The following is a 24,165-nucleotide window of genomic DNA, read 5'->3' as shown; positions in this document are numbered from 1 at the left end:
TCGTGGTTTCCGCTCGAGACGATAACCCGATTCTGATCTGGCCGACCGTTCAAGTGGTGGGTAACCGTGACTGTAAGTAAACTTCTGCACGGTGATCGTGACAGTGGAGTTGGGAGGCTCCGTCCACGATCGCACGATAGGGGAGGATTCTGCACGTCCCCTGTCCTGAATTGTGTCGGGCGAGGGCGAGGGGAGCGTGGTGCATCTACTTCCGCTGTCCCCTAGTCAGCGGGGTCTCTGGTACGCGCAAGCACTCCATCCTGATGTGCCCTTCACGATCGCCCAGTACGTAGAACTTCGAGGCGAGCTCGATCACGACCTCGTTCGTAAGGCATGTGTGCAGGGTGCACGCGACGTGGAGTCCGGCTTCCTTTTCCTCGTCGAAAAGGAAGGGCTTCCAGAGCAGGTCGTCGATGTCGAGTTCGACGACGACGTCCCGTACATGGATTTCCGTTCGTGCGACGACCCCGAGACTGCGGCCCACCGGTGGATGAGCGAGCGGTTCTCGCGCCCCATCGATCCGCTGCGCGACCGATTGATCGCGACGGCGCTGCTCCATGTCGCCGACGGCCGGTATTTCCTGTCCAGCTACGTCCACCACATAGCTCTGGACGGGCACGGCGCGATGATCATGCTCAACCGCTCGGCCGAGCTCTACTCGGCGTGGATTGCGGGGGAGGAGACACCGCCCGTCACCTCTATGCCCGTCGAAAAGATCGTCGAGTTCGAGGCTGCATATACGGGGTCGAAACGTCAGACCGCCGATCGTGCCCACTGGCTCGAGCGGCTTTCCGACCTGCCCGAACCGATTTCGCTCGTCGAGGGCGTCGCTCCGCCGAAGGTGCCGGCGCGCCAGGCCGGTACCGAGTTGTTGTCCGAGGTTGCCGACGCCGTGACGGCTCTGGCCCACGACGCGAATTCGACCGACGTCCCGGTCGTCGTCGCAGCCTTCGCCGCATTTCTGTCCCGCGCGTGCGGTACCGACGACGTCGTGCTCACGCTTCCGGTCTCGGCCCGCACCACCGCGCCGTTGCGTCGCTCCGCCGGAGCCATCTCCAATGTTGTTCCGCTGCGGGTCCGCGTCGATCAGGCGGCGCCGGCCACCGATCTGATCCGCGACGTGCAGGTCGAACTCACCGGAGCCCTGCGTCATCAGCGCTATCGCTACGAGGACATGCTGGCCGACCTGCGCGAGATGGGCCGCGAGCACAGCGAGACCCGCAATGCGTTCGGTCCCGTCGTCAACCTGATGATGTTCCACCCGCAGATCGCGTTCGGCGACGTGATCGGCGACTACCACGTGCAGTCCACCGGACCGGTCGACGACCTGTCGGTCAACGTCTACCCGGGCGTCGCCGGCCGCACGATGCGCGTCGACTTCGAGGCCAACCCCAATCTCTACAGCGGCGAACACCTCTCGTCGCTGCACAACCGTTTCCTCGGATTCCTGAAGCAGTTCGTGCAGAACGCGGGCGTCGCGGTGGGCGATCTCGCCCTCGCCGAGCCAGCCGAACTCGACGGCCTGGCTCCCGCCCGCGGACGCACCGCGCCCGAACCGGAACTGCTGCCCGACGTCCTCCCCCGCCATGCCGCGAGCGACACGGTCGCCGTCGTGGACGGAAACGACAGCATCACCTACCGCGAACTCGACGCCCGTTCCGACGCGCTTGCTCATGCGCTGGTCGCCGCGGGTGCCGGCCCCGAAGAGCGCATCGCGGTGCTGCTGCCTCGTTCGATCGACTCGGTGGTCGCACTGTGGGCCGTCGCCAAGACCGGTGCCGCCTACACCCCGCTCGACCCCGAACTTCCCGCCCGCCGCCTCGAGCAGGTGCTGCGCGACGTGCGGATCGCCGTCGCCCACGACCACCCGGCGCTGCCCGAGCACGTCACCCGCATCGCGCCGCCCACCGGCGGAACCGGCGAGACCTTCGCTGCCGAGCATCGCCTGCGGCCGCTGCACGTCGACAACACGGTGTGGATCATCCACACCTCCGGTTCCACCGGCACCCCGAAGGCCGTCGCGGTGGGCCACCGCGGAGTGTCGGCGCTCGTATCGACACTGCGCGATCGCTACCGCGCCGACGAGACGTCGCGGGTACTGCACCTCGCGTCGCCGTCCTTCGACGCATCGCTGCAGGAACTGCTCCTCGCCTTCGACGCCGGCGCCACCCTGGTGATCTGCCCGCCCGACGCCGTCGGCGGACCGGCGCTGGCAACCCTGCTGCGCAGCGAATCCGTCACCCACGCGATCACCGCACCGGCGATCCTCGCCGTCACCCCCGACGACGACCTGCCCGACCTGCAGGTTCTCGACGCCGGTGGCGAAGCACTGCCGCAGGCCGTGGCCGACCGTTGGTCCACCGGCCGTACGATGCTCAACGCCTACGGGCCCACCGAGACCACGATCCTCGCCACGCTCAGCGACCCGCTGCAGCCCGGCGCGGGTGTGCCCATCGGCCGGCCGATCGACGGCACCACCGCCGTCGTCCTCGATGCCCGCCTGCATCCTGTGCCCGCCGGCGTGATCGGCGAGTTGTATCTCGGGGGACCGGGCGTCGCGCGCGGTTATCTCGGCGCCCCGGCCTTCACCGCCGAACGCTTCGTCGCATCGCCGTTCGGTGGACGCATGTACCGCACGGGCGACCGCGCCCGCTGGACCACCGACGGCCACCTCGAATTCCTCGGCCGCGCCGACCAGCAGGTGAAGATCCGCGGCTACCGCATCGAACTCGGCGAGATCGAAGCCGCGCTCGTCTCTTTCGACGAGGTGCAGGCCGCGACCGTCACCGTGCACGGCGAGCACATCGCCGCCTACGTCGTGGGCGACGTCGACCCCGCCGACCTCACCGTCCGCCTCGCCGACGAACTACCCACCTATCTGCGTCCGTCGTCGATCACCGTGCTCGAGGCGCTGCCGCTCACGCCGGGCGGCAAGGTCGACCGGCGCGCGCTCCCCACACCCGAGCGTGCCGTGGCCGTCGGATCGCGGCCGACCAACGGCCCGACCGAGAAGATCGTCGCCGAGCTGTTCGCCGAACTCACCGGCATCGACGACATCGGAGCCGACGACGACTTCTTCGCGCTCGGCGGTCACTCGCTCGGCGCCGCGCAGCTCGCTGCCCGTCTCGGTGCCGCACTGGGCCGCGACGTGCAGTTGCGCGACGTGTTCGCCCACCCGACCGTTGCCCGACTGGCGACCGCCGCGGCGAAGCGACCCGAATCGGAATCGCGACCCGTCGCCACCCCCGACACCGGGCCGTCGCCGCTCGCTCCTGCGCAGCGCCGACTGTTCCTGCTTGCCCGGGCGCACGGCGACCCGGCTGCCTACCACCTGCCGTTCGCACTGCACCTCGACGGTGCCCTCGACCTGCCGGCGCTGCAGGCCGCGGTGGTGGACGTCCTCGACCGGCACGAAACCCTCCGCACGCTGTTCCGCCTCGACGTCGACGGCCCGGTACAGGACGTGCTGCCGCTCGATCGTGCCGTCGCCGGCCTCGCTCTCGAACCTGAAGCGGCCGACGGCGACGTCGAAGCGCTCATCACCGAGTGGGCGGCCGAACCGTTCGACCTCACCGCGCAGATCCCGTTCCGGATCCGCCTGCTGCGACTCGCCGACGACAAGCACGTGCTCGCCGTCGTCGCCCACCACATCGTGCTCGACGGTGCGTCGTTCGTGCCGCTCACCGCCGACGTCGCCACCGCCTACCTCGCCCGTACGGCAGGGGAGGCGCCCGCGTGGACGCCGCTGCCGCTGCACTACCGGCACTACGCGCAGTGGCATCTCGATCGCCTCGGCGATCCGGCGACGCCCGACACCTGCGCGGGCCGCGAGATCGACTACTGGACACGCACACTCGACGGCCTCGCCGACGCGGCGCCGCTACCCACCGACCGTCCCCGCAACGGCGGCTTCGGTCCCGCTGCGGCCGTGGACTTCGCGGTGCCCGCCGACCAGGTCGCGGCCCTGCGGTCCGTCGCTGCCGCGCACGACGCCACCACCTTCATGGCCGTCCACGTCGCTGTCGCCGTGTGGCTCGCCGCCTGGACCTCCGGGCACGACATCGCCATCGGCACCGGAACGGCCGGTCGCGACCACCCCGACCTCGACGCGCTCGTCGGCATGTTCGTCGGCACCGTCACCCTGCGGACGAATGTCGACCCGGCGCAGCCGTTCACGTCGCTGCTCGCGCAGGCCCGCGACACCGACCTCGACGCCTTCGCGCACGCCACCGTGCCGTTCGACTACGTCGTCGACGCCCTCGGTTTCTCGCCCTTCCACGTGATGCTCGCCTACGACAACGTGGACGTGCCCGACCTCGAACTGCGCGGCCTCACCGTGCGACCGCAGGAGATCGCCTCGTCGCAGGCACGATTCGACCTCGAGATCTCGCTGCGAGAACTGCGCGACGGATCGCTCACCGGCCGCCTCGTCTACGACACGAAACTGTTCGACGACGACACCATCGCCCGCTGGGTGACCCGCCTGAGCGGAGTGCTCGAGCAGGTCGCGCAGCATCCGTCGCTGCCCGTCGGCGACCTCGACCTCGGCACCCTCTCCGTCGAACCGGCCGAACCCGGACCGGAGGCGACCTTCGCCGAGATCATCGACCGCTCGCCGACGTGCGTGACCGAACCCGGTGGACAGGCCGTCGAGATCCGCACGGCGGCACGCCCGCTCGCGTGGACGCTGATCGAGCGTGGTATCGGCACGGAAGACCGGGTGGCCGTCGTGCTCTCGCGGTCGACACGTTCGGTGCTCGCCGCCGCGGCCGTCGCCCTGAGCGGTGCAGCTTTCGTCCCCGTCGACCCCAACCACCCCGCCGCACGCATCGCTCAGCTGCTCGGCGCATCCGGAGCGCGGTACGCGATCGTCGACGGCGACGTCGCGCTGCCCGCCGGGGTCGAGCCGATCACCTTCACCGCCGAGGGCGACACCCGCCCGATCACCAACGCCGATCGTGTGCGACCGCTGCACGTCGACAGCACCGCCTACGTCGTCTACACCTCGGGATCCACCGGCCGGCCCAAGGGCGTGGTGGTCGCGCATCGCGGACTCGGCCCGCTCGCGCAGTCGTTCGTCGAGCGCTTCGACCTGCCCACCATCTCGGACACCGCAACCGACGCGCGGGTGCTGCACTTCGCCACCCCCGCCTTCGACGGCGCGGTGCTCGAATACGTCCTGGCGCTCACCTCCGGCGGCACACTGGTGGTCGCGCCCGCCGACTGGTTCGGTGGCGACGAACTCGTGGAACTGCTTCGCGCCGAAGGCATCACCCACTGGTTCTCGACGCCCTCGGTGCCCACACGGCTCGACCCCACCGGACTCGACGCCCTGCGCACCATCGCGATCGGCGGCGAGGCATGGCCGGTCGAGACCGCCGAACGCTGGGCGCCCGGCCGCACCCTGCTCAACGTCTACGGCCCCACCGAGACGACGGTGCTCGCCACGTCGAGCGAACCCTTCGCACCCGGAGACCGGCTCACCATCGGCACCGGCCTCGTCGGCGTCACCGCGGTGGTGCTCAGCGAACGCCTGCGGCCCGTGCCCGCAGGTGTGACCGGCGAGCTGTATCTCGGGGGACGGGGCGTCGCCCGCGGCTACCTCGACGCACCCGCGCTCACCGCCGACCGGTTCGTCGCCAACCCGTTCGGCGCCGGACGCCTCTACCGCACAGGCGATCTCGTCCGCTGGACGGGACACGACGACGACCGCTCCCTCGAATTCGTCGGCCGCAGCGACCACCAGGTCAAGATCCGCGGCTTCCGCATCGAACTCGGCGAGATCGACGCGACCTTACAGACCCACCCGGGCATCGGCACCGCCGTGACCGTGGTGCGCGGCGACACCCTCGCCACCTACGTGCACAGCCGCAACGGCCGCCTCGACCCGCACGAGATCCGCGAGTGGGCCGCCCAGCGGCTGCCCCGGCACATGGTGCCCGCGACCGTCACCGTGCTCGACGCATTCCCGCTCACCAGCACCGGCAAGATCGACCGCGCCGCGCTGCCCGAGCCTGAGGTCACCGCGACCCGCACCGACGGATACCGCAGCGCCACCGAAGAACTCGTCGCCGGTGTCGTCGCCGACCTGCTCGACCTGCCGAGCGTCGCCGGATCCGACGACTTCTTCGCCGTCGGCGGCAACTCGCTGCTCGCGACCCAGCTCGCCGCGCGCCTGCGGGGAGTCGCCGGTCGCCGGGTGGGTGTGCGCGACATCTTCGAGCACCCCACCGTCGCCGAACTCGCGAACCTGCTCGCCGAGGAACCCACCGGCGAGCACCTGCCGCTCGTGCACATCGACGACGACAGCGACGCGCCGCTCGCCCCCGCGCAGCAGCGCATGTGGCTGCTCAACCGGTTCGACGTGGCCGACGGTATCGACGGCGGCGACCACATCGCCTTCGCGCTCGATCTCGACGCCGACACCGATCTCGACGCCGTACGTGCGGCCGCCGCCACCGTGCTGCCCCGCCACGACTCGCTGCGCACGGTCTTCCCCGACAGCCCGTCCGGCCCACGCCAGCACGTGCTGTCGTCGGTGACGCTCGACCTCGAGCCCGTCGACGCCGGCACCGACCTCGATGCGGAGCTGACCGAATTCGCTAGCGCGCGTTTCGATCTCACCGTCGGCCCGCCCATCCGCACCCGGCTGTACCGGACGGACTCCGGCTACGTGCTCGCCGTGGTGATCGACCACATCGCCGCCGACGGCTTGTCGCTGCTGCCGCTCGGCCGCGACGCCGTCGCCGCTTACCGTGCCCACCGCGACGGGGAGACTCCAGAGCTGCCGGCACCGTCGGTCACCTACCGCGACTACGCGCGCTGGCACCGGGCCGTGCTCGGCGACGAGAACGACCCCGACAGCCTCGCGGCCCGGCAGCTCGCCTTCTGGCAGCAGACCCTCGACGATGCGTCGCCGCTGCTCGCGTTGCCCACCGACCGTCCCCGCAGCGCGGCGACCACCGGTACCGCGGGTCGCGCGAGTTTCACGATCCCCGCCGAACTGCACGCCGCGATCGACAAGCTCGCCCGCGCCCACGACGTCACGCCGTTCATGGTGATGCACGCGGCCTTTGCGATCTTGCTGTCGGCGCTCGCCGCCACTGACGACGTCACCATCGGCACGCCCGTCTCCGGACGCAGCGACGCCGCGGTCGACGACGTGGTGGGCATGTTCGTCGGCACCGTGCCGCTGCGGTTGCGGGTGCATCCGCGCCGCACCTTCGCCGACCTGCTCACCGACACCCGTCGCGCCGACCTCGACGCCTTCGCCCACGCCGACGTGCCGTTCGATCGCATCGTCGACGCGGTGGGGGCCGGCACCGACGCGCACCACCCGTTGTTCCAGGTCATCCTGGCGTACGAGTCGTTCTCGCTCGACGAGTTCACGCTGCCCGGCAGCTCCACGACGATCCGCGAGATCCCGGTGGGCACGGCCCGCGTCGACCTCGAACTGACCGTCCGCGAACGCCGTTCCGAGACCGGTGTACCCGCCGGTTTGGAAACGGTCCTCACGTACGCGGACGAACTTTTGGATTCGCACACGATTGCGCAGTGGCAGTCGTGGTTCGTGCGTATCCTCGATGCCGTTACCGCCGACCCGGCTGTGTCGGTCGGCGGTATCGAGTTGGGCGACGCCGACCTCCCCCCCGTCGGCGTCGCGCAACAACTTTCGGCAGAGTCGCTGCCCGAGCTGGTCGCGCAGCGCGTGGCCGACGATCCGGCGGCCGTCGCCGTGGTGGGGGACGGGTACTCCCTCAGTTACGGCGCGCTGTGGTCGCGTTCGGGCGCGCTCGCCAAACTCCTCCGCGAACGCGGCGTCACCGCCGAGGACGTCGTCGCCGTCGCATTGCCGCGCACCCCCGAGCTGGTCGTCGCGATCCTCGCCGTCTCCCGCGCCGGTGGAATCTACCTGCCCGTCGACGTCACGCATCCCGCCACGCGACTGCAGGCCCTGTTCGACGACGCGCAGCCCTCGCTGGTCGTCACCGACAACGACTTCACCGACGTCCGCGTGCCGACGCTGCGACTCGACGACCCGGAGGCCGCCGGCCGCCTCGACGACGGCGCGCTGTTCGACTTCCCGCTCGTCGCGGATCTCGGCGCCTACATCGTCTACACCTCCGGCTCCACCGGAACCCCCAAGGGCGTGCAGGTCACGCACCGCAACGTGCTGTCGCTGCTCGCCGCGACCGTCGACGAATTCGGGCTGCGCGCCGACGACGTGTGGACGATGTTCCACTCGCCGGCCTTCGACTTCTCCGTGTGGGAGATGTGGGCACCGCTCGCCACCGGCGCGTCTGTCGTTGTGGTCGACCACCTCACCGTGCGCGACCCGGCCGCCTTCGTGGACGTGCTCACCAGCAACCGGGTGACGGTGCTCAACCAGACCCCCACGGCCTTCTACCAGCTCGCCGCCACCGATCACGCGCCGCTCGAAGACCTGCGGCTGGTGATCTTCGGCGGCGAAGCCCTCGACCCGGAGCGCGTGCGCCCGTGGGCCGCAAGCCATCCGCATGTGCGGACGATCAACATGTTCGGCATCACCGAGACCACCGTGCACGTGACCTTCGGAGACGCCACCGCGACCGGCATCGGTGCGCCGCTGCCCGGTCTCGCCGTGGATGTGCTCGACTCGTCGCTGCGACCCGCACTGCCCGGTGCGATCGGCGAACTGTACGTGCGCGGAGACCAACTCGCGCGCGGCTACCGCGGACGCCCCGGCCAGACCGCGACCCGCTTCGTCGCCGCTCCCGGTGGCCCCCGCCGCTACCGCACCGGCGACCTCGGCCGCCGCGACACCAGCGGTGCCCTGCACTATCTCGGTCGCGCCGACCAGCAGATCGAACTGCGCGGCTACCGCATCGAACCCGGCGAGATCGAAGCCGCCCTGCTGCGCAGCGAAGGCGTGCGCCAGGCCGTCGTGCTGCTGCGCGACGACCGCCTCGTCGCCTATCTCGTCGGAGGCAACGCCATCGACGCCCTGTGCGACCTGCGACGCAGCCTGCCCGACTACCTCGTCCCGTCGGCCGCCGTGGCTCTCGACGCGCTGCCGCTCACCGCCAACGGCAAGCTCGACCGCGCCGCGCTGCCCACCCCCGACGTCACGGCCGATGGGGGAGCGGCACCGCACGGACCGGTCGAGGAACTCGTCGCGGACGTGTGCGCCGAACTGCTCGGCATCACCTCCGGCACCCTCGGCGCCGACGACGACTTCTTCCACCTCGGCGGCAACTCACTGCTCGCCACGCGCCTCGCCGGTCGCCTGTCGGACGTGCTCGACGCCGACGTCACCGTGAGAGACATCTTCGAGAACCGGACCATTACAGCCCTAACTTCACACATAACCAGTGGAAGCGATAAGTCCTCTCGCCGTGCGCGTCTCGTCGCCGACCCCGACGCACCCGCCCCGTTGTCGGCGGCGCAGCAGCGCCTGTGGTTCATCAACCGCTTCGACCCGGCCTCCCCGAGCTACAACCTGCCCTTCGTGGTGCGGCTCGACGGGAACCTCGACGTCGATGCCCTCACCGCCGCCGTGGCCGACGTGCTCGAACGGCACCGCACGCTGCGCACCGTCTACCCGGCCGCCGGCGAGTACACCGTGCTGCCCCCGGCACGCCCCGATCTCGACCCGGTGGCCGTGCCGGAGGACGCCCTCGACGAATTCGTCCGCGACTACGCCACCACCGGATTCGACCTCACCGTCGAACCCCCGGCCCGCATGCGCCTGTACCGGACGGCACCCGACCGGCACGTGCTGCTCGTCGTCCTGCACCACATCGCGGCCGACGGCTGGTCGCTCACGCCGCTGCTGCGCGACATCGCCGTCGCCTACGACGCCCGCCTCACCGGCGCGAGCCCCGAGCTGCCGGCGCTGCCCGTCCAGTACACCGACTACGCGCGGTGGCAGCGCAGCGTCGCCGACGAACAGATCCCGTACTGGCTGGGCGAACTCGCCGACCTGCCCGATGAGGTGACCCTGCCCGGCGACCGGCCGCGCCCCGCGCAACCCACCGGACACGGTGCCGCCCATACCGTCTCGCTCGACGCCGACCTCGTCCGCGGACTGCACACGCTGGCCCGTGAGGGTCGCGCGACGGTGTTCATGGTGCTGCACGCCGCGCTCGCGGCGCTGCTCGCGCGGCACGGTGCCGGTCGCGACATCCCCATCGGCACCGCCGTCTCCGGTCGCGGCGACCCGCAGCTCGACGACGTCGTCGGCATGTTCGCCGGCACCCTCGTGCTGCGCACCGACGTCGACCCCGACGCCACCTTCACCGACCTGCTCACGCAGGTGCACCGCCGCGACCTCGCCGCCTACAGCAACCCGGACGCACCGTTCGAGACGCTCGTCGAGAAGCTGCAGCCCGCCCGCAGCGAAGCACGGCACCCGCTGTTCCAGGTGGCGCTGTCGCAGGCACGACCCGTCGCGTCGACCTTCGCGCTGCCCGGCCTGAACGTCACCGCCGCGCCTGTCGACACCGAAACGGTCAACGTCGACGTGCAGGTCACCGTCACCGAGCAGCAGGACGGCATCGACCTCGAATTCTTCTACAGCACAGACCTGTACGACGCCGACACCGTCGCCGGCTACGCCGACCGCCTGCGAACGATCCTGAGCGCGGCCGTCGCCGATCCGGACGTGCGGGTCGGGGAGATTGACCTGCACGGCGACGCCGGCCTGCCCACTGTCGGCGCTGTGCCGGGCGCACCCCGGTCGCTGCGCCAGTGGCTCGCGCAGGGCGCGGCTGCGGGCGGCGAGGAACTCGCGATCGTCGACGGCGACCGCGAACTGTCGTATCCCGAACTGCTCTACTATTCCGACGCTCTCGCCGCGCGTCTCCAGCTCGCCGGGGTGCGCCCGGGTGATCCGGTGGCGTGCGCCTACCCGCGCTCGCTCGAATCCGTGCTCGCCGTGTGGGGCATCATCGGCGCCGGCGCCGCACCCATGCTCGTCGACCCCACCGCCCCCACCGCGCGCCTGGCCGAGATGCTCGCCGACGTGCGCGTGGGAGTCGGTGAAGCGCCGACACTTCCGGCGACCGTGCGGTGGCTCGAGGGGACCTCCGACGACGAGGAACCGCTCGCCGACGTCGTCGATCCCGCACCCGACGCCCCCGCCTACTTCGTCTTCACCTCCGGCACCACCGGACACCCCAAGGCCGTCACCGTCACCCAGCGCGCCGCGAGCGCGTTCGCCGAGGACATCGGCGAATACCTCGCCGCCTTCCCGGGCGATCGCGTCCTGCACGTCGCGGCACCGTCGTTCGACGCCGCGATGCTCGAGATGCTCACCGCCGGCATCTCCGGCGCGACGCTCGTGGTGGCCGACGCCGACAGCTACGGTGGCGCTGCCCTCGGCGACCTGCTCGACAGTGCCGCGATCACCCACGCGGTGATGACGCCGTCGACGCTCGCGACCGTGCCGGTGCGCGACCTGCCGGCCCTGCGCACCCTCGTGCTCGGCGGCGACCGGCTCACCCGCGAGATCGTCGACCGCTGGGGAGACGGGCGCACCCTCGTCAACAGCTACGGCCCGGCCGAGGCCACGATGTTCGTCACCAACTCGCAGCCGCTGCGACCCGGCGACGACATCGTCATCGGCACCCCGGTCCGCGGCGTCACCGTCGAGGTCCTCGACGAGCGACTGCGTCCCGTGCCCGCGGGCGTGGTCGGCGAATTGTACGTCTCGGGACCGCGACTCGCGTCCGGCTACCGGGATGCCGCTGGGCGCACCGCCTCGCGGTTCGTCGCCGGACCCGACGGCCGTCGCTACCGCACCGGCGACCTCGTGCGCTGGACCCGCGCCGGTGCCCTCGAATTCGTCGGCCGCAGTGACAACCAGATCAAGCTGCGCGGCGTGCGCATCGAACCCGGCGAGATCGACACCGCTCTCACCGCTCTCGACGGCGTCGACCGGGCCGTGACCCTCGTGCGCAGCGGCCGCCTCATCTCCTACGTCACCGGTGAGAACCTCGACGACTCCGACCTGCGAGCCCAGCTGCGCACCGTCCTGCCCGCGCACCTCGTGCCCACCGCGATCGTGCCGCTCGCCGCGATCCCGCTCACCTCCCACGGCAAGGTCGACGCCGCCGCCCTGCCCGAACCCGCCGCCGGCGAAGGCAGCGAACCGCGCACCGAGACCGAAGCGCTCGTCGCCCGCATCATCGGCGACGTCCTCGGCGACGGCACCGCTGTGGGACGCACCGACGACTTCTTCGCCGTCGGCGGCAACTCGCTGCTCGCCACCGTCCTCGTCGGGCGTCTGCGCGACGAGACCGGCACCGACGTGCCGCTGCGTACCGTCTTCGCGAACCCCACCGTCGACGCACTCGCCGCCGCCCTCGACGCCGGTGGTTTCGATACCGACGCCGGACCCGTCGCCGTGTCGCCGCGACCGGAACGGATCCCGCTCAGCCGCGCCCAGCGTCGCCTGTGGGGACTGAGTTCGCTCGCCCCCGATGCCTACCGGCTGCGCAGCGAGGTCAACCTGAGCGGACCGCTCGACCTCGGTGCCCTGCAGGCCGCCCTCGGCGACGTCGCGCTGCGCCACGAGATCCTGCGCACCGACTACATCGTCGACGGCGACGGCGTGTACCAGCAGGTCCACGAAGCGCCGCGCAGCGACCGGTGGCGCGTGCGACTCGAACGCACCGGCCCCGACCAGCACGTGCTGCACCTCGACGTCGACCATTCGATCGCCGACGGCACGTCGCTGCGGCCGCTGCTGCGCGACCTCACCATCGCCTACCTCGCCCGCGTGAACGGTGCGGCCCCGCAGTGGGAACCGCTGCCGCTGCAGTACGCCGACTACGCCCTGTGGGAAGCCGAACGCGGCATCCCCGAACGCGACCTCGAGCACTGGCGGCGCGCCCTCGACGGACTGACCGTCACCGAACTGCCCGCCGACGCCACCGGAACGGAAACCGGTGCGCGCAGGGTCGACTTCACCGTGCCCACCGACGTACGCGACGCGCTCGCCGACCTCGCCCGCGCCCACGGCGCCACCGAGTTCATGGTGCTGCACGCCGCGCTGTCGGTACTGCTCGCGCGACTCGGCGGCAGTGACGACATCGCCGTCGCCGCTGTGGTGGGCGGACGCCGTTGGGCGCAGCTCGAGGACCTCGTCGGCCCGTTCCTCGACACCCTCGTGCTGCGCGCCCGCGTGGCCCCCGACATGTCGTTCGCCGGGCTGCTCGGCCAGGTCCGCGACTTCGACGTCGCCGCCTTCGACCACGTCGCCGTGCCCTACGAGCAGCTGTTGTCGGAGCGGCAGAGCGGCGCACCGCAGGTCGCGCTGGCGCTGCAGGACTTCGGCATCGATCCGATCAGCCTGGGAGAGCTCACCGTCGAGGCGCGCGAAGTCCTCGACGACACAACGAAGTTCGATCTGCAGTTCACGCTGGCCCCACGTCCCGACGGTTACACCGGCACGCTCGTGTTCGACGCCTCCCGCTTCGCCGGCCGCACCGCCGAACTGCTCGTCAGCCGTTTCGTCGCGCTGCTCGGCAGCCTGGCGAGCGCGCCCGACAGGACCATCGGTGAAGTGGTCGTCGATGCCCCGGCCGCCGCCCTCGACGGCGGCGAACCGGCCCCGTCACACACACTCGCCGAGATGTTGCGCGCCACCGCCGCCGCCCATCCCGACCGGGAAGCCCTGCGCGGCGAGGGCGAATCGCTCACCTACCGCGAACTCGACGAGCAGTCCGACGCCCTCGCCGAGGAGTTGCGGGCCGACGGCGCGCGGGACGGGAAGATCGTGCGCATCGACGCACCGCGCAGCGTCGACTACATCCGCACCCTGTGGGCCATCACCAAGACCGGTGCGGCCTTCACACATTCGCGGCAGGCAGGGGAGACGTGCCTGCCCGGCACCGCCTACGTCGTGTCCACCTCCGGCTCCACCGGCACCCCGAAGCGGGTCGCGGTGACGCACCGCGGACTCGCCCCGCTCGCCGCCGAAGCGGCCGAGCGTTACCGGGTCGAGCCCGGAGACCGCGTGCTGCACGGCTATTCACCCGAGTTCGACGCGGCACTGCTCGAACTGCTGCTCGCCCACACCACCGGTGCGACGCTCGTCGTCGCACCCCCGGACGTCTACGCCGGGCAGGACCTGCACCGCTACCTCGCCGAACAGCGCATCACCCACTACCTGTCGACCCCCACGGTGCTCGGCACCCTCGACCCCGAGGGACTGCCCGACCTGAAGGTCGTCGCGTCCGGTGGCGAATCACTGTCGCCGTCGCTCGCGGCGCGCTGGGCCGACGGCCGCGTGATGCTCGACGCGTACGGACCGACCGAGGCCACGATCGTCGCGACCCTCGTCGACATCGAACCCGGCACCCGCCCGAGCATCGGCAAGCCCGTGCCCGGCACCGTCGCCCACGTGCTCGACGCGCGCTTGCGTCCCGTGCCCGCCGGAGGCGTCGGCGAGTTGTATCTCGCGGGTGAGGGCCTCGCCGCCGGATATCTCGACGACCCGGCCCGCACCGCCGAACGCTTCGTGGCCGCTCCCGGTGGTGCCCGCATGTACCGCACCGGCGACCGCGTCCACCGCCGCGTCGACGACACCCTCGGCTATCTCGGCCGCACCGATCGCCAGCTCAAGGTGCGCGGTGTGCGCATCGAACCCGGCGAACTCGAAGCGACGCTGCTCGCCCAGCCCGGTATCCGGCAGGCCGCTGTGGTCGCGGTGAGCGGCACGCTCGTCGCGTTCGCGGCCGGACCGGACCCGTCGGCCGACGACATCACCGCGCGCGTCGCGCTCGTCGTGCCGCCGCACCGCATGCCGACCCGCGTGCACGCGCTCGACCAGCTGCCCCTCACGTCCAACGGCAAGCTCGACGTCGCTGCGCTCGAACTGCACGACGTCGCCGCGCTCGACGACGACGCTGCCCTCGATCGTCCGCTCACCGATGCCGAGGATCTCGTCGTCACCGTAGCCGAGGACGTGCTCGGCGCTCGTCCGGCCGCGCACCGTGGGTTCTTCACCGCCGGCGGCGACTCGCTGTCGGCCGTCGTCTTCGCCGCGCGGCTGAGCGAGGCGTTCGGTACCGACGTGCCGGTGCGCGAAGTACTCGCCGCCCCGACCCTGGCCGCGCTCGCCGCCCGCATCGAATCCGGCGACGACCAGCGCGTCGCGCTGCGGCACTACGACGATGACACCCCGGCACCGATCGCACCCGCGCAGCGCCGCCTCGGCATCGTCGCGCGGTCCGAGACCGGCACCGCCGGCTATCTCGTGCCGGTCGTGCTCACGCTGAGCGGCGACCTCGACGTCGACGCCCTCACCGCCGCGGTGAGCGATGTCGTCGACCGCCATCGCGTGCTGCGCACGGCCTTCACCGACGACGTGCAGGTGCCCGTCGCCCCGCCGGTGCTCGAACACTCCGCGCCGGAGGACGTCGCCGCGGCCGTGACCGCCACCATCACCACGCCCTTCGACATCACCACGCAGGCCCCGATGCGGATCCGGTTGTTCGACGTCGAACCCGGCCGCTGGGTGCTCGCCGCCGCCGTGCACCACATCGCGTTCGACGGCGCATCCGTCGGTCCGCTGCTCACCGATCTCGCCGTCGCCTACGCCGCGCGTCGCGGGGCAGAAGCGCCGGTCTTCGAGTCGCTGCCCGTCACCTACGGCGACTACGCGCGCTGGCAGCACGAACTGCTCGGCGACCCCACCGATCCGGGCTCGCTCGCCGCCCGCCAACTCGACTACTGGACAACCACACTCGCCGGCCTGCCCGACGGCCCGCTGCCGCTGCCCGCCGATCGGCCGCGCCCCGCGCAGCCGACCCACCGTGGCGCGCAGATCGTCTCGACCCTCGACGCCGAGACCCACCGTCGCCTCCGGGACGTCGCGCGCAGCCACGACGTCACCGTGTTCATGCTCGTCCACGCGGTGCTCGCCGCGATGCTCGCGCGTCGCAGCGGACGCACCGACATCGCCGTGGGCACGGCGATCGCGGGTCGCACGGATGCCCGCCTCGACCGGCTCGTGGGCATGTTCGTCGGCACCGTCGTGCTGCGCACCGCCGTCGACCCGTCGCGTCCGTTCACCGACTTGCTGCGCGACGTGCGGGCCACCGATCTCGGTGCGCTCGCGCACGCCGACGTGCCGTTCGACGAGGTCGTCGCCCGCCTCGCGCCGCGGCGCGACCCGTCGTACAGCCCGCTCTTCCAGGTGTTGCTCACGCACCGCGTCGAGGCCGGCGAGGTGCTGCCGCAACTGCCGGATGTGCAGATCGCCGAGACCGACGCCGGGGGACCGGCCGCGCAGTTCGACGTGGTCGTCGAACTCGTCGAGCGCGAGGCCGGACTCGACCTGCGCCTGGTCTATGCGACGGATCTGTTCGACGACACTACCGGCGACGCGATGCTCACCGACCTCGTGGCGATGCTCGCCGCCGCCCTCGCCGAACCCGACCGCGCCGTCGGCGATCTCGCCGTGCCGGTGCCCGCACCGCTGTCGGCTCCCGCCGTCGCACCGCGCACCCTGCCCGAGATCTTCGCGACCGCCGTCGAGCAGCATCGCGGACGCATCGCGGTGCGCTCCGGCACCGTCGCCTGGACGTACGGCGGACTCGACGCTCGCGCCGACGAGATCGCCTCCGTGCTCGCCTCCCACGGCGTACGACGCGGAGACCTCGTCGCGATCGCCGTGCCGCGCAGCGAGTACTGGCCGCTCGCCGTCTGGGCGATCACGAAACTCGGTGCGGCATGGGTGTCCGTCGACCTCACCCAGCCCGACGCGCGCAGCGCCGCGATCCTTGCCGGCTCCGGTGCTCGCATCGGCCTGACCGTCGGCTACCGCGAACTCGGCCACGTGACGTGGCTCGACCTCACCGCCGACCGCAGCATCGACTTCGACGCCGTCGAACCCCCGCGTCCCGCAGTCACATCCGGCGACCTCGCCTACACGATCTACACGTCCGGCACCACAGGCACGCCGAAGGGCGTCGACGTCACCCACCGTGGGCTCGCGGCGCTGCTCGACGTGCAGACCGCCCTGCTCGACCTCGGGCCGGAATCGCGCGTGCTGCAGGTCGCCTCGCACACCTTCGACGCCGCGGTCTTCGAACTGCTCTCCGCCCACGCGCACGGCGGTGCCCTTGTGATCGCCCCCGACCACACCTTCGCCGGGGAACCCCTGCAGGAGCTGATCGTCGACGAGCGCGTCACGCACCTCAACCTCACGCCCACCGTGCTCGGCACCCTCGACCCCGGGGCATTCGAGCCGACGACGATCGTCGCCGCGGGTGAGACCCTGCCCGGTGCACTGGTGGGCCGCTGGTCGCGGCACCGGATCGTCAACGGCTACGGACCCACCGAATTCACCGTCGCCGTCTCGTATTCCGCGCCGCTCACCGATGACGAGAAGCCGAGCATCGGCACGCCTGTCGCGGGAGCCACTGCCTACGTGCTCGACTCGCGTCTGCACCCCGTGCCGCGCGGCACCGTCGGCGAGCTCTACGTGACCGGTGACAGCACCGCCCGCGGCTACCGCTACGAATCCGGCATCACCGCAACGCGATTCGTCGCGAACCCGTTCGGCGACGACGGGTCGCGGCTGTACCGCACGGGCGACCTGGTTCGGATCCTGCCGAACGGGGTACTGGATCACGTGGCCCGCATCGACGACCAGGTGAAGATCCACGGCATCCGCGTCGACCCCGCCGAGGTCGACGCCGCGCTGCTGAACCGTCCGGGAGTCGCGGCGGCCGTGACCGTTCCGCATCCCGGACGTGACGGCGACACCGTGCTCGTCTCCTATATCCAGCCCGAGACCGGCACCGCACCCGACACGGCAGCATTGCGTCGCGCGCTCGTCGCCGACCTGCCGCGTCACCTGCGGCCGGTGAGCATCACCGTCGTCGACGCACTGCCGCTGATGGCATCCGGCAAGGTCGACCGCGCGGCGCTGCCCCCCCCCGACACCGCCGTCGACGAACCATATGTGGCGCCGCAGGGACACATCGCGCAGACCGTCGCTGCGGTGTTCGCCCGCCACCTCGACCGGCCGATCGACGAGATCTCTGCTGACCGAAGCTTCTTCGACCTCGGTGGCAGTTCCATCGCGGCCGTCACCGTCGCCGGTGAACTGCGCGACGAGCTCGGCGCCGACGTTCCCGTCGAGTGGCTGTTCACCAGCCCGGATCTCGCGTCGCTCGCCGACCGCATCGACCACGGCCGCAGTAATGACGAACGCGACCCGCTCGGCAGCCTCGTCGAGATCGCCGGTCGCGGTGACGAGAAGCCGCCGTTGTTCTGCGTGCACCCCATCAGCGGACTCGCATGGATGTACGCCGGTTTCGCGCAGCATCTCGACGGCCGCACCCTCTACGGTCTCCAGGCAACGGGCTTCGACGACATTCCGGACAGCATCGGCGAACTCGCCGCGCGGTATGTGGCCGAAATCCGTAAGGTGAGGGCCGATGGTCCCTACCACCTGCTGGGCTGGTCGGTGGGCGGCACCATCGCACACGAGATGGCCGTGCAGCTCCGCGAGCACGGAGAGCAGGTCGGTGCGGTAGTGCTGCTCGACACGCTCACGCCCGAGACTGTGCCTGCCGAGCCCCACCCGACGGCAGAGAACGTACCCGACATCGCCGGGCTGCCCGAAGAACTCGTCGCCGAGGTCCGGCGCCGCACCGACGCCGCCGCGCAGGCCGTCGAAGACGCGGTGCGCCGACACACCCTCAGCGAATACGACGGCGACATCGACCTGGTGGTCGCCGAACCCGATCTCGACCGGCACCCAGATATCGCCGCCACCTGGCAGCGATATGTGCGCGGTCTCGTCGTCGAACATCCGGTGCCGTTCACGCACTCGGAACTGGCCGATCCGGACGCGGTGCGTGCGATCGGCCCGGTGCTCGACAGCGTGCTCGAGCGCCACGACGACCCCCACACCGCGCCCGCCGGGTGCGCACGCAGTGTTACCGCAACGAGGGAGACGCCCTGATGGAAGTACATGATTACCTGCGAATTCTGCAGGCGAGGTGGAAGATCGTCGCCGTCACGACGGTGGTGGCGGTTCTTGCCGCCCTCGGCGCCTCCCTGCTGACCACGCCCCAGTACGAAGCCAAGACACGCCTGTTCGTGTCGACCTCGTCGGGCGCATCGGTGCAGGAGATCTATCAGGGCAACCTGTTCTCGCAGCAGCGAGTCACCTCCTACACCGAACTGCTCGAGGGCACCACCCTCGCGCAGCGCACCCTCGACAAGCTCGGTCTCGGCGAGATGTCGGCCGTCGATCTCGCCGGCAAGGTGACCGCCTCGTCGACCCCCGACACGGTGCTCATCGACACCGCCGTCACCGACGAATCGCCCGAGCGTGCCCGCGACCTCGCCAACGCACTGTCGGACGAGTTCGTCGTCATGGCACGCGAACTGGAGACCCCCGAGGACGGCGGCCCGCCGACCGCCCGCGTGGTGGTCGAGCAGTACGCGGCTACGCCGTCGGCGCCGGTGACGCCGAAGACCACACGGAACGTCGCGCTGGGTCTGGCCGTCGGTGTGCTGCTCGGCATCGCCCTCGCGGTGCTGCGCGATCGCCTCGACAACACCATCAAGGACCGCAACGCCGTCGAGGAGCTCGCCGGCACCGGTGTGGTGGGTGTGATCCCGCTCGAGAAGGCCCGGCAGGAGGAGCCGGCGATCGTGTTCGCGGACGCCAACAGCGGCGACGCCGAGGCCTACCGGGAGATGCGGACCAACCTGCAGTTCCTCGAGGTCGACAACCCGCCGCGCGCGATCGTTATCACCAGTTCCCTGCCCGGCGAGGGCAAGACCACCACGGCCGTCAACCTGGCCCTGGTGCTCGCCGAGGCCGGTCACTCCGTCGTGCTCGTCGAAGCCGACCTGCGCCGTCCGCGTGTGACCAAGTACCTCGGCTCGCTCGGCGACGCCGGCCTGTCGAACGTGCTCGCACACACGGCTGCACTCGAGGACGTGCTCCAGCCCACGCGCTTCGACGGCATGTGGGTGCTCGCGGCCGGCGGTCTGCCGCCCAACCCGTCCGAGCTGCTCGGTTCCGCGCATGCGCGGGAGGTGATCGAGGACCTGCGGTCGCGCTTCGACTACGTCATCATCGACGCGCCGCCGCTGCTGCCCGTCACCGACGCGGCGATCCTCGCGAACATCGCCGACGGTGCGCTGCTCATCGCGCGTTACGGCAAGACCACCCGCGAGCAGTTCGCGCGGGCCGTCGGCAACCTGCGGGCGGTCAACGCGCCCGTGCTGGGCACGATCCTGGCGCTGACCCCGACCAAGGGACGCGGCACGGCCTACGAATACCGCTACTACTACAGCTCCGACAAGGACGGTGCTGCTCCGGCAGCCGCCCAGACGAGCACGCCGGCGACGCAGCGTGTCGGAGCGCCGGCACCGACCGCACCGGCCGCCCAGCCGGCTGCGCAGGCTCAGACGACCGCGTCGGCACCCGTCGAGGGACCGGCCCGGCCGCAGAACGGTCAGCATCATGTCGAGCCGCCGGCCACGCAGGCCCACCCGGCGCCGAGCAACGACGCCTACCACTACCGCGCTGCGGAGCAGTTCCCGCCGGCGCCGCAGCCGGCATCGGAGCGATACGGCAGCGAGCCCTACCAGGCGCCGCAGGCGTCCTCCGCCGCCGAGCCGCTGTCGCGACCCGTGGTGCACGCACCGCGACGCCCGGTGAACGACTCAGGCTCGGAGAGCGGCGAGGAGAGGTAGCAACAGATCGGCGATCTCGGATCCGACCGTGACGAACGTCTCCTCGTCTCGGCCGATCGGGTCGACGATGTCCTCCGGCCCGGGTGCAGACATCTGCGCCCGGGCCGTCGTCAGTTCTGCGATGGTCCGCGCACCGGTGACGTTCTGCAGCCGGGCGGCCTCGCGCAGCGTGAACGTCACCCGCATCCTGCGCGGTGCGAGCTGGATGACCTTGGCGCGGTGCCGCTCGCTCATCGTGATGATCATGTCGGAGTCCTCCGCGATCGGCGGGGGGATCCGACGCGCAGCGAATCCGTCCGGATCGCCTCCGAGCTGCTGCAACACGAGTGCCGCGGTGGGTTCCATGCCGTAACCGACCATCGCCCGGGTGCCGGCGCTGTGCGCCGAAAGGTCCTCGCGACCGGCCTCGGCCGCGTATGCGGTGGTCAACCTCTCTGCGGTGGGTGATCGGCAGATGTTTCCGGTACACACATAGAGAATCCGCATTCGGCGATCCTATGGGAGACGCTATCCAGGCGCTCAGGAGCCATCTCCGGGGTGCTCCGTCCCGGCGTACGTCATACGAACGGCCCTCGTGCCCCGCCGGTAACGTTCTGTACCATCGTCGGTGATTTCGGGCGCGGGGGGAAGCTGACGCGGCTGGCGCATCCAACGTCGAAGGCGGCTGATGAGTTCTATTCTCGGTGTGACCGTGGGGGAGAGCGCCGTTCGGGTGGTGCGGCCGGTGGATCGAACGACCCCGACGGCGGGGGTCCAGTTCCAGGTGGTCGAAACCGGTAAGGACGATCCGGCGCGGCTGGCGGCAGGCACCCTCGGGGTGCTCTTCCAGACCGGTGTGGCGGGCGATCCGATCGAGCGGGTGGGACTGGTCTATCGCGACCAGGCCCAGGGCGAGCGCCTGCGCGCGGCAATGGCCGTCGAGCACATCGACCGTTACCTGCTCGTCTCCGAACCCGAAGCCGCCGTCACCTATCTGCAGGCCACCGGCGAGCTCGGCAGCAACACCGCCGTCTTCTACGACCTCGGCGACGCCGGGCTCACCGTCACCGTCGTCGACCTCGTCTCCCGCGAGGTGCTCGCCGAACGCACCGACAGCATCGGCGGCCGCGTCTTCGACAACGTGATCCGCGACCACCAACTCGACACCAACGGTGTGTGGCGCCCCGACGACCCCGCCACCGACGACGAATTGTCGGCCCAGTGCCGCGAGGCCAAGGAGAAGCTCTCGCAGAGCGAGACCGTGGCCGTGCCGGGCGCGGCAGGGGTCGTGCTCATGTCGCGCGAGACCTTCGATCCGCTCATCGCGCAGTGCGTCGAGTCGTCGGCGCAATTCGTGCACCAGGTGATCTCCCGTGCCGGTCGCAACCCCGAGGCCGTGGTCCTGCTCGGCGGCGGCGCGCACATCCCGCTCGTGCAGGAGGTGCTGCGCTCCTGGCTCGGCCTGCCCCTGGTGGTGCCGCACGAGCCCGAACTCGTCCTCGCCAAGGGCGGGGCCCTGGCCGCCGCGCAACCGGCCACCTCGCAACCGGTGAGCACCCTCACGCGCATCGTGCCGGGTCAGCCCCCGTCGACGAGCGCCGACACCGAGCAGATCCCGGTCGTCGCCGCCGCGGCCGCTGCGCCCACGGCTGCCGCCACCGGTGCGGAGTCCGCCGACGCGAAGAAGCCGTGGTGGTCGTCGCTGGCCGGTCGCGGTCCGTCGGTCAGCGGCAGGCAGATCTCCGGCGCCGGGATCGCGGGCACGGCTCTCGCGGTCGTCGCGGTCATCGGCGTGGCGCTGAGCACCGGCTTCACGAGTTCGTCGACCGACGAGACGAGCCCCACCCAGTCGTACATCCCGACGACCACCAACGCGCCGCGGCAGAACCCCGCGCCGGCGGTAGCGCCCACGCAGGTCACCACGACCACCACGGTCGAGCAGGAGCCGGCTCCGACCACCCATTCACCGCGCCCGGTTCCGCCGGCCCCCGAACCTCCGCCCGCTCCGGCTCCGACCATCCCGGGGCTGGGAGTGCCGGTCCCGACGCTGCCGCCGCTGCCGACGATCGAGCTGCCGCCGCTGCCGCAGATCCGGCTTCCCTGAGTCACCCGCTCACGCGCGTCGCGCGTGCCGGCCACCCGTCTGCTGTCCGGGGGCGTCGGTACGCGCGAGCACGGCGGCGATCGCCGTGGTGAGCGGCACCGACAACGTGAGCGCGATGCCGCCGACGCATGCGCGGACCAGCTCGATCGCCACGGCGTCGCTCGTGATCACATCGGTGATCGACCGCCCGGCCACCGAGAACAGCAGCAGGAGAGGCAGCGCGCCGCCCGCGTAGGCGAGGACGAGCGTGTAGACGGTGCTGGCGATGTGGTCGCGGCCCACGCGCATCGCCGCCGAGAAGATCTCACGACGCGACGACTCGGGATCGAGCCCGGCGAGTTCGAAGGCCGACGACGCCTGCGTGATGGTGACGTCGTTGAGCACACCGAGCGAGCCGATGATGAATCCCGCCAGCAGTAGGCCCGAGATCGACACGTGCCCGATGTACAGCTGCACGTCGGTGTTCTGTTCCTCCGACAGACCGGTCAGATGTGTCATGCGGATCGCGACGTAGGACAGCAGGGCCGCGACGACCATCGAGGCGAGCGTGCCGAGCAGCGCCGAACTGGTCCTCAGATTCACACCGTGCGCCAGATACAGCACCGCGTAGAGGATCAGTGCACCGCCGACCAGTGCGACCGGCACGGCGGGGTTGCCGTCCAGGAGCGCCGGGAGCATGAACGCCACCAGCACACCGAACGCGACCACCAGGCCGATCAGGGCCCGCAGACCGCGCCAGCGGGCGATCGCGACCACCACGACAGCGAACACCGCGACCACCAGCGCGAGCGGGAAGCCGCGGGCGTAGTCGTAGAAGGAGTACTGGGTGGCGCCCGCCGGATCGGTCTGGCGGACGAGACGGATCTCGTCGCCGGCCTGTAGATCGGGCTGACCCGGGCCGGGGATCACCTCGAGGAGCGTCCGGGCACCGTCGTCGGGACCGGATTCGATGGCGACGATGCTGCGTTCGCAGTCGAAGGCGTTGCTCGAGGGAGGGGACGGCTCACCGGTGAAGACGCGCCCGAAGGACGCGCTGCCGCACGGGCCGGTGTTCTGCTCGACGACCGTTCCGGCCTCGGTGACGACCGCGCCGCCGCTACTCGTCTGAAAGGGGGCGGGGATGTCCACGGCACGGCTGCTCGGCCATAACAGGGCGGTGCCGAAGAGCACCAGGAGACCGATCGCAGCCAGCAGGCCGACCACGATCTTCGCGGCGATGGGTCCGAGTGGGATGGGACTTTCGTCCTGCCCGTGACCGTGTCCGTGGCCGAAATGGCCGTGTCCGTGATTCACCCGGACAGGCTAGCCAAGAGGCGAGATGGTTGGGGCTGGTGGTGGCGGGGGGCAGGGGGGGTGTCCCCGCCACC

5 protein-coding genes are annotated in these 24,165 nt (G+C 71.0%); 3 read left to right on the top strand and 2 right to left on the bottom strand.

The window, feature by feature from the left end:
• Nucleotides 1-199: 199 nt before the first annotated feature.
• Both IM25_RS02640 and IM25_RS02635 read left to right on the top strand, forming a co-directional pair.
• Nucleotides 200-18,964 (top strand): non-ribosomal peptide synthetase, encoded by an 18,765-nt coding sequence (locus IM25_RS02640; protein WP_084295063.1) that lies wholly within the window; start codon nucleotides 200-202, stop codon nucleotides 18,962-18,964.
• Complete coding sequence (locus tag IM25_RS02635; protein WP_065996456.1) at nucleotides 18,964-20,715, top strand: polysaccharide biosynthesis tyrosine autokinase; 1,752 nt, start codon at nucleotides 18,964-18,966, stop codon at nucleotides 20,713-20,715. The genes IM25_RS02640 and IM25_RS02635 overlap by 1 nt, the downstream gene beginning before the upstream one ends.
• On the opposite strand, the gene IM25_RS02630 is transcribed toward IM25_RS02635, so the two are convergent.
• The gene (locus IM25_RS02630; protein WP_065995722.1) at nucleotides 20,686-21,201 is read right to left on the bottom strand and encodes an arsenate reductase/protein-tyrosine-phosphatase family protein; all 516 of its coding nucleotides are present in this window, start codon (nucleotides 21,199-21,201) and stop codon (nucleotides 20,686-20,688) included. The two genes, IM25_RS02635 and IM25_RS02630, sit on opposite strands and share 30 nt — an antisense overlap.
• Before the next feature lie 181 nt (nucleotides 21,202-21,382).
• On the opposite strand from IM25_RS02630, the gene IM25_RS02625 reads away from it, so the two are divergent.
• The gene (locus IM25_RS02625) at nucleotides 21,383-22,798 is read left to right on the top strand and encodes an Hsp70 family protein (RefSeq protein WP_065995721.1); all 1,416 of its coding nucleotides are present in this window, start codon (nucleotides 21,383-21,385) and stop codon (nucleotides 22,796-22,798) included.
• A gap of 9 nt (nucleotides 22,799-22,807) precedes the next feature.
• Here the strand turns inward: IM25_RS02625 and IM25_RS02620 are convergent, their stop codons facing one another.
• Nucleotides 22,808-24,091 (bottom strand): YibE/F family protein, encoded by a 1,284-nt coding sequence (locus IM25_RS02620; RefSeq protein WP_065995720.1) that lies wholly within the window; start codon nucleotides 24,089-24,091, stop codon nucleotides 22,808-22,810.
• Between the last annotated feature and the right edge of the window lie 74 nt (nucleotides 24,092-24,165).

The sequence above is a fragment of the Rhodococcus sp. p52 genome, from assembly GCF_000763325.2.
Classification (GTDB): Bacteria; Actinomycetota; Actinomycetes; order Mycobacteriales; family Mycobacteriaceae; genus Rhodococcus; species Rhodococcus pyridinivorans.
The sequence above is the reverse complement of the archived record's forward strand: the minus strand, read 5'-3'. Positions and strand labels throughout refer to the sequence as shown.